The sequence below is a fragment of the Pseudomonas sp. GW821-FHT03C07 genome (assembly GCF_059420925.1).
Genome location: NZ_JBWKUQ010000009.1, coordinates 139,688 through 153,459, shown reverse-complemented (window position 1 = coordinate 153,459; position 13,772 = coordinate 139,688). Strand labels below are relative to the sequence as shown.

At 61.5% G+C, this 13,772-nt stretch carries 13 protein-coding genes; 3 read left to right on the top strand and 10 right to left on the bottom strand.

Annotated features, from left to right (window positions below):
* Positions 1-74: 74 nt before the first annotated feature.
* The 9 genes from thrC to ffh form a co-directional block, all read right to left on the bottom strand.
* Positions 75-1,484, bottom strand: coding sequence for a threonine synthase (thrC, locus tag AC07VG_RS18790; protein ID WP_494999338.1), 1,410 nt, complete (start codon positions 1,482-1,484; stop codon positions 75-77).
* 31 nt (positions 1,485-1,515) lie between these two features.
* A complete protein-coding gene (locus AC07VG_RS18785) occupies positions 1,516-2,820 on the bottom strand; it encodes a homoserine dehydrogenase (RefSeq protein WP_494999337.1) in 1,305 nt (434 codons plus the stop codon).
* Positions 2,821-2,958: 138 nt separating this feature from the next.
* Positions 2,959-3,690 carry a DsbC family protein gene (locus AC07VG_RS18780; protein WP_248794698.1) on the bottom strand — a complete coding sequence of 244 codons (732 nt, stop codon included), beginning with the start codon at positions 3,688-3,690 and terminating at the stop codon, positions 2,959-2,961.
* Positions 3,691-3,822: 132 nt separating this feature from the next.
* The gene (gene xerD / locus AC07VG_RS18775) at positions 3,823-4,719 is read right to left on the bottom strand and encodes a site-specific tyrosine recombinase XerD (RefSeq protein ID WP_494999336.1); all 897 of its coding nucleotides are present in this window, start codon (positions 4,717-4,719) and stop codon (positions 3,823-3,825) included.
* A 228-nt stretch (positions 4,720-4,947) separates the two neighbouring features.
* Positions 4,948-5,298, bottom strand: a complete 351-nt coding sequence (gene rplS / locus AC07VG_RS18770; protein ID WP_191485515.1) for a 50S ribosomal protein L19 — start codon at positions 5,296-5,298, stop codon at positions 4,948-4,950.
* 45 nt (positions 5,299-5,343) lie between these two features.
* Entirely contained in the window at positions 5,344-6,111 is a 768-nt protein-coding gene (gene trmD, locus AC07VG_RS18765) for a tRNA (guanosine(37)-N1)-methyltransferase TrmD (RefSeq protein ID WP_494999335.1), read from the bottom strand.
* The gene (rimM, locus tag AC07VG_RS18760) at positions 6,098-6,634 is read right to left on the bottom strand and encodes a ribosome maturation factor RimM (protein WP_494999334.1); all 537 of its coding nucleotides are present in this window, start codon (positions 6,632-6,634) and stop codon (positions 6,098-6,100) included. The genes trmD and rimM overlap by 14 nt, the downstream gene beginning before the upstream one ends.
* A 5-nt stretch (positions 6,635-6,639) precedes the next feature.
* Positions 6,640-6,891 (bottom strand): 30S ribosomal protein S16, encoded by a 252-nt coding sequence (gene rpsP, locus AC07VG_RS18755; RefSeq protein ID WP_017124058.1) that lies wholly within the window; start codon positions 6,889-6,891, stop codon positions 6,640-6,642.
* A 252-nt stretch (positions 6,892-7,143) separates the two neighbouring features.
* Positions 7,144-8,520, bottom strand: a complete 1,377-nt coding sequence (gene ffh / locus AC07VG_RS18750) for a signal recognition particle protein (RefSeq protein WP_494999333.1) — start codon at positions 8,518-8,520, stop codon at positions 7,144-7,146.
* Positions 8,521-8,717: 197 nt separating this feature from the next.
* Here ffh and AC07VG_RS18745 point away from each other — a divergent pair, with 197 nt between their 5' ends.
* The 3 genes from AC07VG_RS18745 to AC07VG_RS18735 all read left to right on the top strand — a co-directional run bounded on the left by AC07VG_RS18745 (position 8,718) and on the right by AC07VG_RS18735 (position 12,455).
* Positions 8,718-9,530, top strand: coding sequence for a cytochrome C assembly family protein (locus AC07VG_RS18745; protein WP_494999332.1), 813 nt, complete (start codon positions 8,718-8,720; stop codon positions 9,528-9,530).
* Positions 9,531-9,545: 15 nt separating this feature from the next.
* On the top strand, positions 9,546-10,790 hold the full coding sequence (locus AC07VG_RS18740; RefSeq protein ID WP_494999331.1) for a transporter associated domain-containing protein: 1,245 nt from the start codon (positions 9,546-9,548) through the stop codon (positions 10,788-10,790).
* Between the two features lie 348 nt (positions 10,791-11,138).
* Positions 11,139-12,455 (top strand): MFS transporter, encoded by a 1,317-nt coding sequence (locus tag AC07VG_RS18735; RefSeq protein WP_495021672.1) that lies wholly within the window; start codon positions 11,139-11,141, stop codon positions 12,453-12,455.
* A 92-nt stretch (positions 12,456-12,547) separates the two neighbouring features.
* Here AC07VG_RS18735 and purT read toward each other — a convergent pair whose 3' ends face one another.
* Entirely contained in the window at positions 12,548-13,729 is a 1,182-nt protein-coding gene (purT, locus tag AC07VG_RS18730) for a formate-dependent phosphoribosylglycinamide formyltransferase (RefSeq protein WP_494999329.1), read from the bottom strand.
* Positions 13,730-13,772 lie beyond the last annotated feature (43 nt).

Below are 13,772 nucleotides of genomic sequence, written 5' to 3'. Positions count from 1 at the left end.
CAGGGCAAGTTTGACATGCGAAAACGATAAAGCCCGCCAAGCGGCGGGCTTTAATGTGTGACCTTTCTAGTCTGTCAGAGCGGCTTACCACGGTTGCCATGCTGGCTGACAAAGGCTTGCACGACTTTCAAGTCATTGGCCAAGACGGTGCAACGCTCATCTCGCTCAAACAAATCGGAAAGGTGCGCAGGTAGTTCGAGCGCTTTTCCTACGCCCGCCTTCTCCACTGCCTCAGGGAATTTGACCGGATGCGCGGTTCCGAGGATCACCATCGGGGTGTCCAGGCTGCGTCGGCACTCGCGGGCCGCGCGCACGCCGATGGCGGTGTGCGGATCGAGGACTTCACCGCTCTGGGCGAAGACTTCGGCGATGGTTGCGCAGGTCTGTGCATCGTCCACGGCCAGGGAGTCGAACAGCTTGCGCGCTTCGCTCCAGCGGTCCTGGTCGACACTGAAACCGCCACCTTGCTTGAAGGTGTCCATCAAGCCGGCGATGGCCGCACCGTTGCGCCCGTGCAGGTCGAACAGCAGGCGTTCGAAGTTCGACGAGACCATGATGTCCATGGACGGCGACAGGGTCGCGTGCAGGGTGTCCTTGACGTACTGGTTGCCGCTCATGAAGCGGTGCAGGATGTCGTTGCGATTGGTCGCGACGATCAACTGGCTGATCGGCAGGCCCATGTTGCGCGCCAGGTAGCCGGCGAAGATATCGCCGAAGTTGCCGGTCGGCACCGAGAACGCCACCGAACGGGCCGGGCCGCCCAACTGCAGGGCCGCGTGGAAGTAGTAGACGATCTGGGCCATGATCCGCGCCCAGTTGATCGAGTTCACCGCGACCAGGCGCGTGCCTTTGAGGAAGCTCTGGTCGGCGAAGCTGTTCTTGACCATTTCCTGGCAGTCGTCGAAGTTGCCTTCGACGGCGATGTTGTGGATGTTATCGCCGAACAGGGTGGTCATCTGCCGACGTTGCACCTCGGACACCCGGTTGTGCGGGTGAAGGATAAAGATGTCGACGTTCTCGCAGTGCTTGCAACCTTCGATGGCGGCCGAGCCGGTGTCGCCGGAGGTGGCGCCGACGATCACCACGCGCTCGCCACGTTTGGCCAGCACGTAGTCAAGCAGGCGACCGAGCAGTTGCAGGGCAAAGTCCTTGAACGCCAGGGTCGGGCCGTGGAACAGCTCCAGCACCCATTCGTTACCATTCAGCTGACGCAACGGGGCCACGGCGCCGTGGGAGAAGGCACCGTAGGTTTCCTCGAGAATCTTCTTGAAATCGGCGTCCGGAATGCTGCCGGTGACGAACGGGCGCATGACCCGGAACGCCAGCTCGTGATACGGCAGGCCGGCCCAGGAAGCGATCTCTTCCTGGGTGAAGCGTGGCAGGTTTTCCGGCACGTACAGGCCGCCGTCGCTGGCCAGGCCGGCCAGCAGCACGTCTTCGAAGTTCAGGGCCGGTGCCTGGCCGCGGGTACTGATGTAACGCATGAAGAATTCCTCTCTAATCGGCAGCGCCGGCTTAGTTCAAGTGCTCGACGCGAATCCGCACGACAGGGCCAACCACGCCTTGCAGGGCCTCCAGCGCCGCGATGGCGTCGTTGATATGCTGTTCCCGCACGCGGTGGGTCAGCAGGATCATCGGCACCAGGCCGTCGTGTTCTTCGACTTCCTTCTGCATGATCGATTCGATATTGATGCCGCGTTCCGACAGGATGCTCGCGACCTGGGCCAGCACGCCCGGATGGTCCTTGGCCTGGATGCGCAGGTAGTAGGCGCTTTCACAGTCTTCGATCGGCAGGATCGGGTGGGCCGACAGCGAGTCCGGCTGGAAGGCCAGGTGCGGGACACGGTTTTCCGGATCGCTGGTCATGGCGCGAACCACATCCACCAGGTCGGCGATGACCGACGAAGCCGTTGGCTCCATGCCGGCACCGGCACCGTAGAACAGGGTCGAACCGGAGGCGTCGCCGTTGACCATGACCGCGTTCATCACACCGTTGACGTTGGCGATCAGACGATCGGCCGGGATCAGCGTCGGATGTACCCGCAATTCGATACCGGCGGCGGTGCTACGAGCCACGCCCAGGTGCTTGATGCGATAGCCCAGGGCCTCGGCGTAGTTGACGTCGGCAGTGGTCAGCTTGGTGATGCCTTCGGTGTAGGCCTTGTCGAATTGCAGCGGGATACCGAAAGCAATGGAAGCCAGGATCGTCAGCTTGTGCGCGGCATCGATGCCTTCGACGTCGAAGGTTGGATCGGCTTCGGCGTAACCCAGCGCCTGGGCCTCGGCCAGCACGTCTTCGAAGGTACGGCCCTTCTCGCGCATTTCGGTGAGGATGAAGTTACCGGTGCCGTTGATGATACCGGCGACCCAGTTGATGCGGTTGGCCGAGAGGCCTTCGCGAATCGCCTTGATCACCGGGATACCACCGGCCACCGCGGCTTCGAACGCGACGATCACGCCCTTCTCGCGAGCCTTGGCGAAGATTTCGTTACCGTGCACGGCGATCAGCGCCTTGTTCGCGGTGACCACATGCTTGCCGTTTTCGATGGCCTTGAGCACCAGCTCGCGGGCGACGGTGTAGCCGCCCATCAGCTCGACGACGATATCGATTTCAGGGTTGCTCGCCACTTCGAAAACATCGTGGGTAATCGCAATACCGGTGGTCTGGAACTGAGGCTTTGGCGTACGCATGGCAATTTGCGCCACTTCGATTCCACGCCCGGCACGGCGGGCAATCTCCTCGGCGTTACGCTGAAGTACGTTGAAGGTGCCGCCACCGACGGTACCTAACCCACAGATGCCTACTTTGACCGGTTTCACTCTGAACTCCCCATGAAACGGCCGACACGAGGTCGGCCGTGGAAAACAGCCGCTGGACTGCCAGCGGCTCGCTATTGATGACCCGGGAACCCGTTCCGCGGGCAGTGCTCGTCAAAGGTTGCGCATGACGAGGCTGAATTACTTGGCGGACAGTGCCAGTTTGGCAACTTGTGCCGCCGGCTGGTAGCCCGGAATGACCTGACCATCGGCCAAAACAATGGCCGGCGTACCATTGACCCCAATTGATTGACCGAGGGCGAACTGCTTGGAAACCGGGTTGGCGCACTTGGCGGCCTTGATTTCATCGCCCTCGACCATCTTGTCCATCGCCGCTTTCTTGTCGGTCGAGCACCAGACCGCCTGCAACTGCTCATCGCCCGGCGAGCCAAGGCCCTGGCGCGGGAACGCGACGTAACGCACCTCGATGCCCATCTTGTTCAGCGCCGGCACTTCGGCATGCAGCTTGTGGCAATACGGGCAGGTGGTGTCGGTGAACACGGTGATATGCGACTTGGTTTCGCCAATGGCCGGGTAGACCACGGTCTCCGCCACCGGAATACCGTTGATCAGCTTGGAGACGCCCAGGCGTTCGGTTTTCTCGGTGAGGTTGACCGGCTTGCCGTCCTTGAGCTGGAACAGGTAGCCCTGCATGACGAACTGGCCGTCGGCGCTGGCGTAGAGCACGCGGCTGCCCTTGAGCTTGACTTCATAGAGGCCGGCCAGGGGGCTGGCGCTGATGCTCTCCACCGGGGTTTCCAGCTGGAGGCTTTCGAGGCTCTTGCGAATCGCCTGCTCGGCGGTGTCATCGGCCAAGGCCAGGGAGCTGACCAGAGCGAGGGCAGCGGCGGCGAAAATCTGGGTCAAACGCATGGGAACTCCTGAAGGCGGGCAAAGGGGTCGAAGCGGATACGACCTCTGGGAAACAGATCGGTTTCAAGCGCCCGCTTTGCAAACCAATAGAGCCTATCACATAAGCCCGGCGGGGCCGAACCCCTGTGTGGCTTAGCCGCGCGGGTGGTGTTTGGCGTGCATTTCCTGCAAGCGCGCGCGGGCCACATGGGTGTAGATCTGCGTGGTCGACAGGTCGCTGTGACCGAGCAACATTTGCACCACCCGCAGGTCGGCGCCGTGGTTGAGCAGGTGCGTGGCGAAGGCATGGCGCAAGGTGTGCGGCGACAGCGATTTGCCGATCCCGGCGACCTTGGCCTGGTGCTTGATCCGGTGCCAGAAGGTCTGGCGGGTCATCTGTTCGCCGCGCTGGCTGGGAAACAGCACGTCGCTGGGCCGCCCACCGAGCAGTTCGACACGGGCGTCACGCAGATAACGCTCGACCCAGACAATCGCCTCTTCGCCCATGGGCACCAAGCGCTCCTTGCTGCCCTTGCCCATGACCCGCAACACGCCCTGGCGCAGATTGACCTGTTCCAGGGTCAGGCTGATCAGTTCGGTGACCCGCAGCCCGCAGGCGTAGAGCACTTCGAGCATGGCACGGTCGCGCTGGCCGATGGCTTCGCTCAGGTCCGGGGCGGCCAGCAGCGCTTCCACATCGGCTTCCGACAGGGACTTGGGCAACGGCCGACCCAACTGCGGCATCTCGACCTGCAAGGTCGGGTCGACGGCAATCAGCCTTTCCCGCAACAGGTAACGATAGAAGCCTCGCACGCCAGAGAGAAAGCGCGCGGTGGAGCGCGGCTTGTAGGCCTGTTCCAGACGCCAGGCCAGGTGATCGAGGATCAGCTCGCGGCCAGCCTTGTCCAGCTCCAGGCCTTTTTCCTGCAACCAGCCGTTGAACAGCGCCAGGTCGCTGCGATAAGCGTCCCGGGTATTGTCGGACAGACCTTTTTCCAGCCACAGGGCGTCGAGAAACTGGTCGATAAGCGGGTGATCGATGGCGGGCATAAGGGCTCGAAAAACAAAAGGCGATAAGCAGATGAACATTGTAGGAGCTAGCTCGCCGGCGATGGCGTCCGGGCAAGCGCTGCAAGGCTCAAGGGCCTCTCGCTGGCAAGCCAGCTCCTACAGGGTGTTCATTGCAACCCGACTGTGACAGCGGCAAACGGCTTTTTCAAAACCCGGAATGCAAAAAAGCAGCCCGGAGGCTGCTTTTTTCTGCATCGGAAGCTGGACTTAAACCAGTTTTTCCTTGATGCGAGCGGCTTTACCCGACAGGTCGCGCAGGTAGTACAGCTTGGCCTTACGTACATCACCGCGACGCTTGACAGCCATGCTGTCGATTTGCGGGCTGTAGGTCTGGAAAGTACGCTCTACGCCAACACCGTTGGAGATTTTACGTACGGTGAACGCGCTGTTCACACCGCGGTTACGCTTGGCAATTACCACGCCTTCGAACGCTTGCAGACGCGAACGGTCGCCTTCCTTCACTTTCACCTGAACGACAATGGTGTCGCCCGGGGCAAAGGTAGGGATCTCTTTGGTCATCTGCTCGGCTTCGAGTTGCAGAATGATTTTGTTAGTCATGCTGTGCTCCTAAGGTAAATCGTTCGATCTACCATCGATACGTTGTTAACTATCGTCCCGCTCGCGGATGTATTCCTCGAGCAGCTTCTTCTCTTCTCCAGAAAGCGAGCGGCTTTCCAGAAGATCGGCGCGTCGTTCCGAGGTCCTGCCAAGGGACTGCTTCAGACGCCAACGCCGGATATGTGCGTGGTTGCCACTGAGCAACACGTCGGGAACACGCTGATCCACATACACCTCCGGACGGGTGTAGTGCGGGCAATCCAGCAAACCATCCGTGAAGGAATCTTCCTCCGCGGAGTCCGCATGCCCTAAAGCTCCGGGCAGCAGCCGTGTAACCGCATCTATCAGGACCATCGCCGGCAGCTCGCCACCGGAAAGAACATAGTCCCCAATCGACCACTCTTCATCGACATGAGCCTCTATAAAGCGCTCGTCAATGCCTTCATAACGACCTGCAATGAGGATTAAGGCTTCCTCGTTCGCCAGGTCGCGTACCGCCAACTGATTCAGTTGCCGGCCTTGGGGCGACAGGTAAATCACCTTCGCCGCCTCCCCTGCTGCTGCCTTGGCCTGAACCAGGGCGTCCTCAAGGGGCTTGATCTTCATCACCATGCCCGGACCACCGCCAAATGGGCGATCATCCACAGTGTGATGACGATCCGTCGTGTAGTCCCGCGGGTTCCAACAGGTCAGCTGCAAGAGCCCCTGTTTCACCGCACGACTGGTGATGCCGTAATCGCTGATGGCGGAAAACATTTCGGGAAACAAACTGATCACTTCTACGCGCAGGCCAGCCAGCTTAGAAGTCCGCATCCCATTCCACCTTCATCTCGCCAGCGGCAAGGTCGACAGCCAACACGCATTGCTCGGTATAGGGCAACAGGCGTTCGCGATCATCCAGGCTGCCCGGGCAAGGCTTGACCACCATGACATCATTCGAGCCAGTCTCCAGCAGGTGATCGATTTTCCCGAACAGTTGTCCGAGGGTGTCGATAACCTTGAGACCTTCCAGCTGGTACCAGTAGTACTCGCCGTCGGTCAGGTCTGGGAACAGGTTGCGCGGCACGCAGATCTCATAACCGGCCAGAAGACGCGCTTCTTCACGATCATCGAGATCCTTGAGCTTTGCGACCAGGAACTTGTCGTTCCCGCGTCCACTGACCAGCTCCACCTGTTTCACGCTACCTTCGCGCCGAAGCGTCCAGGTTTTGTACTCCAACAGGTTTTTAATCGGATCAGTAAAGGAATAAACCTTCACTTCGCCGCGAACGCCATGAACAGAATAGATCTTGCCGATAACGATCAAATCATCGGTAGAAGCCGGCGTCGCGTTCATATTGCTCAGGCCGCAACCTTAGCGTTTTCCTTCAGCAACTGAGCAACACGCTCAGAAGGTTGTGCACCAACGCTCAGCCAGTAGGCTACGCGCTCTTGGTTCACGGACAGACGAACTTCCTGACCACGAGCAACTGGGTTGAAGAAACCCACTTGTTCTTTGTGCGAACCGTCACGAGCGTTGCGGCTGTCGGTTACGGTCAGGTGGTAAAACGGGCGCTTTTTGGAGCCGCCAAGGGCAAGACGGATTGTTAGCATGTGAACATCGTTCCTGTAGTCGGTGCTGCAAATCTAAATGCACAGCGGGCATGGGTGCCCGAAAGGCCGCATATTCTAAGGAATATACGGACTTTTGCAAATGACTTTTTCCGGCGCCCGGCGCCGTGCAATCTGGATTTGCCATAGAGCCGTCGTCAAGACGGCAGGTCAGCTCCCGCTAAACGCGGGTTTACTGGCGATCCCCCGCATCCCTGCGGGGGTAGCGCCGGCCGTCAGGCCGACGCGAATCTTTTACATTTTCGGCATGCCGCCGCCGGGCAACATACCGCCCATGCCGCGCATCATCTTGGCCATACCGCCTTTGGCGGAGAATTTCTTCATCATCTTCTGCATCTGCTTGTGCTGCTTGATCAAGCGTCCGATGTCCTGCACCTGGGTGCCGGAGCCCATGGCGATCCGGCGTTTGCGCGAACCGCTGATCAGCTCAGGGTCGCGGCGCTCGGCCGGGGTCATGGAGTTGATGATCGCTTCCATCTGCTTGAACTGCTTCTCGGCCGCGCCCTGGGCGTTGCCCATCTGCGCCAGGTTGACCCCGCCGATGTTCGGCAGTTTGTCCATCAGGCCACCGAGACCGCCCATGTTCTTCATCTGTTGCAGCTGGTCGCGGAAGTCTTCGAGATCGAAGCCTTTGCCTTTCTTCAGCTTTTTAGCCAGTTTGTCGGCTTTTTCCTTGTCGAGGGTCTGTTCGGCCTTCTCGATCAGGCTGAGCACGTCGCCCATGCCGAGGATGCGCGAGGCGATCCGTTCCGGGTGGAAGGGCTCGAGCGCTTCGCTCTTCTCGCCCATACCGATGAACTTGATCGGCTTGCCGGTGATGGCCCGTACCGACAGTGCGGCACCGCCACGGGCGTCGCCGTCGACCTTGGTCAGGATCACCCCGGTCAGCGGCAGCGCATCGCCAAAGGCCTTGGCGGTGTTGGCGGCGTCCTGGCCGGTCATGGCGTCGACCACGAACAGCGTCTCCACCGGCTTGATCGCCGCGTGCAGTTGCTTGATCTCGGCCATCATCTCGTCGTCGATGTGCAGACGACCAGCGGTGTCGACGATGACCACGTCGATGAATTTGAGGCGCGCTTCCTTGATCGCCGCTTCGGCGATGTCCACCGGCTTCTGGCTGAGATCGGACGGGAAGAAGGTCACGCCGATGTCGCCGGCGAGGGTTTCCAACTGCTTGATCGCCGCCGGACGGTAGACGTCGGCCGACACCACCATCACGGTTTTCTTCTTGCGCTCCTTGAGGAAGCGCGCCAGCTTGCCGACCGTGGTGGTTTTACCCGCCCCCTGCAGACCGGCCATCAGCACCACCGCAGGCGGCACGGCGCTGAGGTTCAGGTCTTCGTTGGCGGCGCCCATCAGGCTTTCGAGCTCGGCCTGGACGATCTTCACGAACGCCTGGCCCGGGGTCAGGCTGCGCGACACTTCGGTGCCGACCGCGCGCTCCTTGACCGAATTGACGAAGTCCTTCACCACCGGCAGGGCGACGTCAGCTTCGAGCAACGCCATGCGCACTTCACGCAGGGTGTCTTTGATATTGTCCTCGGTCAGCTTGGCCTTGCCGGTGACATGGCGCAGCGTCTGCGAGAGACGGTCGGTCAGGTTTTCAAACATGCGCGATCCTTTGAGGCCCTTATGGAGACCGAAGTGATGGCTGCCGGAACAAGGAAAAACAGCGCCTGGCGAGCCTGCGGCGTGGGCAGGTCGCGGATTATAGCGGAGACTGCAAGCGGCCACTAGCGCCACGGTCTTTCGTGGACCGGGGGTTCTATGCCAAACTCAGCGTCTTTCGGGCTTGCCTAACAGGACTTATGCTCCCTTTGTCACCCAGTTTACTGACCAGCCTCGCCGCCGCCTTCATCTACGCCGCTGCGACCCTCTATCAGGGCACCCGCCTGCGCCAAGGCGCCAAGGCGAACAAACGCCTGCTGGTCGGGCTCGGCGTAATCGCCGTGATCGCCCACGCGGTGAGCCTGCTCACCCACCTGATGACCCCGATCGGCCTGGGCCTGGACTTTTTCAACGCCGCCAGCCTGATCGCCGTCGCCGTGATCGCCCTGACCCTGGCGGCCTGCTCGCGCATTCCGGTGGAAAACCTGCTGCTCCTGCTGTTTCCGCTGGGCTTGCTGACGGTGCTGCTGGCACAGTTCGCGCCCTCGGGCACGGTGCAGATCATCGACGAGGAGCCAGGGATCCTGGCGCATATCCTGCTGTCGATCCTGGCCTACGGCATGTTCACCATCGCGGTGTTCCAGGCCCTGCTCCTGTTATTGCAAGACCACCAGCTGAAAAACAAGCACCCCTCCGGGCTGATCCGCAATTTTCCGCCGCTGCAAACCATGGAAAGCCTGTTGTTCGGCTTTCTCTGGGCCGGCTGGAGCCTGCTGTCGCTGTCGTTGATCTCCGGCTGGCTGTTCGTCGAGAACCTGTTCGCCCAGCACCTGGTGCACAAGACTCTGCTGGCCTTCCTGGCCTGGGTGGTGTTCAGCGTGCTGCTGTGGGGGCGCAATCGTCTCGGCTGGCGCGGGCACAAGGCGATCCGCTGGACCCTGGCCGGTTTCTGCCTGCTGATGCTGGCCTATTTCGGCAGCAAGCTGGTCCGCGAATACATCCTGCACATCTGACGGGCCGACAAGACCATGGACAACCTGCCCGCCGGGCCAATGCTCGCCGTATTGGCCCTGCTGATTCTCTGGTCGGCGCTGTTTACCGCCGTTGAAGTCGCCCAGCACCAGCTCGCCGCCCTGCGCCCGGCCTCGCGCTCGGGTGAAAAACCAGCAGCCCGGCTGAAATTCCCCCGCGACAGCCTGATCCTGTGCAATACCCTGTGCCGGGTCGTCGTCGTCATTCTCGGCACCCTGTTGTCGATCCTGCTGTGGGGCCAGCACGGGCCCTGGCGGGCCTGCCTGGGAGCCACGGTGCTGCTACTGGTCTTTGCCGACTACCTGCCGCGCCTGCTCGCCGTCCGTTATCCCGAGCCGATCCTGGCCACCGGCAACGCCTTGCTGGGGATTCCGCTGAAAATCATCTACCCCGCGGCCTGGTTGCTGCACGGTATCGCCCAACTGTTGCTGCGGCCCTTTATCAGCAAGGTCAACGCAGTCAAGCAGAGCGATGAGGACCAGCCACCCCTCGATCCGCAAGACGAACCGGAACACCCACCGCGCAGCCATTCGCTGTCGAGCATCAAGGCGCTGGACAACATCACGGTCAACGACATCCTGGTGCCGCGCAGCGAAGTGGATGGGATCAATCTCGACGATTCCATCGAGGAAATCACCGCACAGTTGCTGAAGAACCGCCGTACCCGCCTGCCGGTGTTCCACAGCGATATCAACCAGGTCGAGGCGGTGATCAATACCCGCCAGATCCTCAATCTGCTGTTCGATGCCAGCCTGACCAAAGCCGCCCTGCTCGCGGCCTGCCACGAGCCGTACTTCGTCCCGGAAAGCACGCCGCTGCAACTGCAACTGCTGAATTTCCACAAGCAGCAGCGGCGCCTGGGCATGGTCGTGGACGAATACGGCGAAGTGCTGGGCATCGTCACCCTGGAAGATATCCTGGAAGAAATCGTCGGCGAATTCGAAAGCGAGCACAGCCTCGACAACCCGCATATCCATCCGCAGGCCGATGGCCGGCTGGTGATCGAAGGTGCCGCGTCAATTCGCGAACTGAACAAGAGCCTGGGCTGGCACCTGCCTTGCGACGGTCCGAAAACCCTCAACGGCCTGGTCACCGAAGCCCTGGAAACCATCCCGGAAAGCGCGGTGTGCCTGAAGATCGGCCGTTACCGCCTGGAAATCCTCGAGACCGAGGACAATCGGGTCAGCCGGGTGCTGGCCTGGCACACCAGCACTACCCCAGCGACGACTCCGCCCCTCTAACGAAAGCGCCGCATAACCCTGTGGGAGCCGGCTTGCCGGCGATGAGGCCCTTGAGCCTTGCGTCGCTTTCGAGGACGCCATCGCCAGCAAGCTGGCTCCTACAATATCTCGCCGAACCCACACCAGCGCCGGCCTTCGCTCTTGTTTGATCCGTCAGTGCCTTCCTATAATCGACCCGGCTTACCCAGCCTAGTCGGAACGCTTGCTTACCCGCAATCCTCCCCTCCGGCCCCACACATTGTCACAATCCGACGCTGGTTCGAACCTTGAACCGCGCGGAACCTGCCCTTATCCCTGGGCGTTCAATACTAATAATTCGCACGCGCAAGACTTTCAGGGACGCCCGCAATGACTTCCAGCAGCACCTTTGACACTGCCACGCCAAGCAAACCGCTGAACTCGACCGCACGAGTGGCGACCGCCAGCTTTATCGGCACGGCCATCGAGTTCTACGACTTCTACGTCTATGCCACCGCCGCCGCCCTGGTGATCGGGCCGGTATTTTTCCCGCAGACCGACAGCACCGCGCAGATGCTCTCGGCCTTCCTGACCTTCGGCATCGCCTTCCTCGCCCGCCCGCTGGGCTCGATCCTGTTCGGCCACTTCGGTGACCGTATCGGGCGTAAATCGACGCTGGTCGCTTCGCTGCTGTTGATGGGCGTGTGCACCACACTGATCGGCGTGCTACCCGGCTACGCGACCATTGGCGCCTGGGCGCCGATCCTTTTGTGCCTGCTGCGCTTCGGCCAGGGCCTGGGGCTCGGCGGCGAATGGGGCGGGGCCGCGCTGCTGGCGACCGAAAACGCCCCCGCGGGCAAACGCGCCTGGTTCGGCATGTTTCCGCAACTGGGCCCCTCCATCGGCTTTCTCGCCGCCAACGGCCTGTTCCTGATCCTGGCCATGACCCTGAGCGACGAACAGTTCCGCTCCTGGGGCTGGCGCATTCCGTTCCTGCTCAGCGCCGCGCTGGTGATGGTCGGCCTGTATGTGCGCCTAAAGCTTGAGGAAACGCCGATCTTCGCCAATGCCGTGGCCCGCCAGGAACGGGTAAAAATGCCTCTGGTCGAGCTGTTCAGCCGCTATTGGGCGCCGGTACTGCTCGGCTCGCTGGCGATGGTGGTGTGTTACGCGCTGTTCTATATCTCGGCGGTGTTTTCCCTGAGCTATGGCGTGGCCAACCTCGGTTACAGTCGCGAGACCTTCCTCGAGCTGCTGTGTTTTGCCGTGTTGTTCATGGCCGCGGCCACGCCACTGGCGGCCTGGGCCAGCGACCGCTTCGGGCGCAAGCCGGTGTTGATTTTCGGCGGCGTACTGGCCTTGCTGTCCGGTTTTACCATGGAGCCGTTACTGGGCCATGGCACGACCACGGGCGTCGCGCTGTTCCTGTGCCTGGAGCTGTTTCTGATGGGGATTACTTTCGCACCGATGGGGGCGTTGCTGCCGGAGCTGTTTCCGACCCACGTACGTTATACCGGCGCATCGGCGGCCTATAACCTGGGCGGCATCGTTGGCGCCTCGGCGGCACCGTTCTTTGCCCAGAAACTGGTGGCGCTGGGTGGTTTGAGCTGGGTCGGCGGGTATATATCGGGAGCGGCGGCGTTGAGCCTGATTGCGATTTTCTGCTTGAAGGAGACGCGCTACAACGATTTGAACAAGGTGACCTGACTCCGCTTTGTAGGAGCCAGCTTGCTGGCTCCTACAGTTCGGTGGCGAGCACAAATTGTACGCATGGCACAAATCCGCGCTCGCGGGCGTGATTACAGCTCGACCACAACCGCCTGAGCAGCACGCGTGGCCTTGGCCCGCGCGGCTTCGATCGACTCGTCCCGCGCCAACGCCACACCCATGCGGCGCTGGCCATTGACTTCCGGCTTGCCGAACAGGCGCAAGGCGGTATCCGGCTCGCTCAACGCCGCCCCCAGGTTGGCGAACGCGGTCTGGGTCGACTGCCCTTCCACCAGGATCACCGCCGACGCCGACGGACCAAACTGGCGGATCAACGGGATCGGCAAGCCGAGAATCGCCCGGGCATGCAGCGCGAACTGCGACAGGTCCTGGGAAATCATGGTCACCATGCCGGTGTCATGGGGACGCGGCGAGACTTCGCTGAACCAGACCTGGTCACCCTTGATAAACAACTCGACGCCAAACATGCCGCGCCCACCCAGGGCCTCGGTCACCGCCTTGGCAACCCGCTCCGACTCGGCCAGGGCCAACGGGCTCATGACCTGCGGCTGCCAGGATTCCTGGTAGTCGCCCTTCTCCTGACGGTGGCCGACCGGCGCGCAGAACGTGGTGCCACCAATATGACGAACGGTCAGCAGAGTGATTTCGTAGTCGAAGTCGATGAAGCCCTCGACAATCACCCGACCTTTACCGGCACGCCCGCCTTCCTGGGCGTAGTCCCAGGCCTTCTGCACGTCGTCATCGCTGCGCAGCAGGCTCTGGCCCTTGCCCGAGGAACTCATCACCGGCTTGACCACGCACGGGAAGCCCAGGTCCGAGACGGCCTTGCTGTAGGCCTCGAAGGTATCGGCGAAGTGGTACGGCGAGGTCGGCAACTGCAACTCTTCGGCGGCCAGGCGACGGATGCCTTCACGGTTCATGGTCAGTTGCGCGGCACGGGCGGTCGGCACCACGGTGAAGCCTTCAGCTTCCAGTTCCACCAGGGTGGCGGTGGCGATGGCTTCGATTTCCGGGACGATGAAATGCGGTTTCTCGGCTTCGATCACCGCCCGCAGGGCCGCGCCGTCGAGCATATTGATCACGTGGCTGCGATGGGCCACCTGCATCGCCGGCGCATTGGCGTAGCGGTCAACGGCGATCACTTCGACGCCCAGGCGTTGCAGCTCGATGACCACTTCCTTGCCCAGCTCACCACAGCCACAGAGCAATACGCGAGTCGCGGTCGACGACAGTGGAGTTCCGATACGGGTCATTTCAGGTCCTCAAGGAAGCAGATCAACGACGGCGCCTGGACAA

Excerpts from the sequence above, each read along its gene's own strand:
- rplS (WP_191485515.1), bottom strand. The coding sequence starts at position 5,298 with ATGACTAACAAAATCATTCTGCAACTCGAAGCCGAGCAGATGACCAAA.
- AC07VG_RS18735 (WP_495021672.1), top strand. The coding sequence starts at position 11,139 with ATGACTTCCAGCAGCACCTTTGACACTGCCACGCCAAGCAAACCGCTG.
- AC07VG_RS18780 (WP_248794698.1), bottom strand. The coding sequence starts at position 3,690 with ATGCGTTTGACCCAGATTTTCGCCGCCGCTGCCCTCGCTCTGGTCAGC.
- thrC (WP_494999338.1), bottom strand. The coding sequence starts at position 1,484 with ATGCGTTACATCAGTACCCGCGGCCAGGCACCGGCCCTGAACTTCGAA.
- AC07VG_RS18740 (WP_494999331.1), top strand. The coding sequence starts at position 9,546 with ATGGACAACCTGCCCGCCGGGCCAATGCTCGCCGTATTGGCCCTGCTG.
- trmD (WP_494999335.1), bottom strand. The coding sequence starts at position 6,111 with ATGCGGACTTCTAAGCTGGCTGGCCTGCGCGTAGAAGTGATCAGTTTG.
- AC07VG_RS18745 (WP_494999332.1), top strand. The coding sequence starts at position 8,718 with ATGCTCCCTTTGTCACCCAGTTTACTGACCAGCCTCGCCGCCGCCTTC.
- purT (WP_494999329.1), bottom strand. The coding sequence starts at position 13,729 with ATGACCCGTATCGGAACTCCACTGTCGTCGACCGCGACTCGCGTATTG.
- xerD (WP_494999336.1), bottom strand. The coding sequence starts at position 4,719 with ATGCCCGCCATCGATCACCCGCTTATCGACCAGTTTCTCGACGCCCTG.
- rpsP (WP_017124058.1), bottom strand. The coding sequence starts at position 6,891 with ATGCTAACAATCCGTCTTGCCCTTGGCGGCTCCAAAAAGCGCCCGTTT.
- ffh (WP_494999333.1), bottom strand. The coding sequence starts at position 8,520 with ATGTTTGAAAACCTGACCGACCGTCTCTCGCAGACGCTGCGCCATGTC.
- rimM (WP_494999334.1), bottom strand. The coding sequence starts at position 6,634 with ATGAACGCGACGCCGGCTTCTACCGATGATTTGATCGTTATCGGCAAG.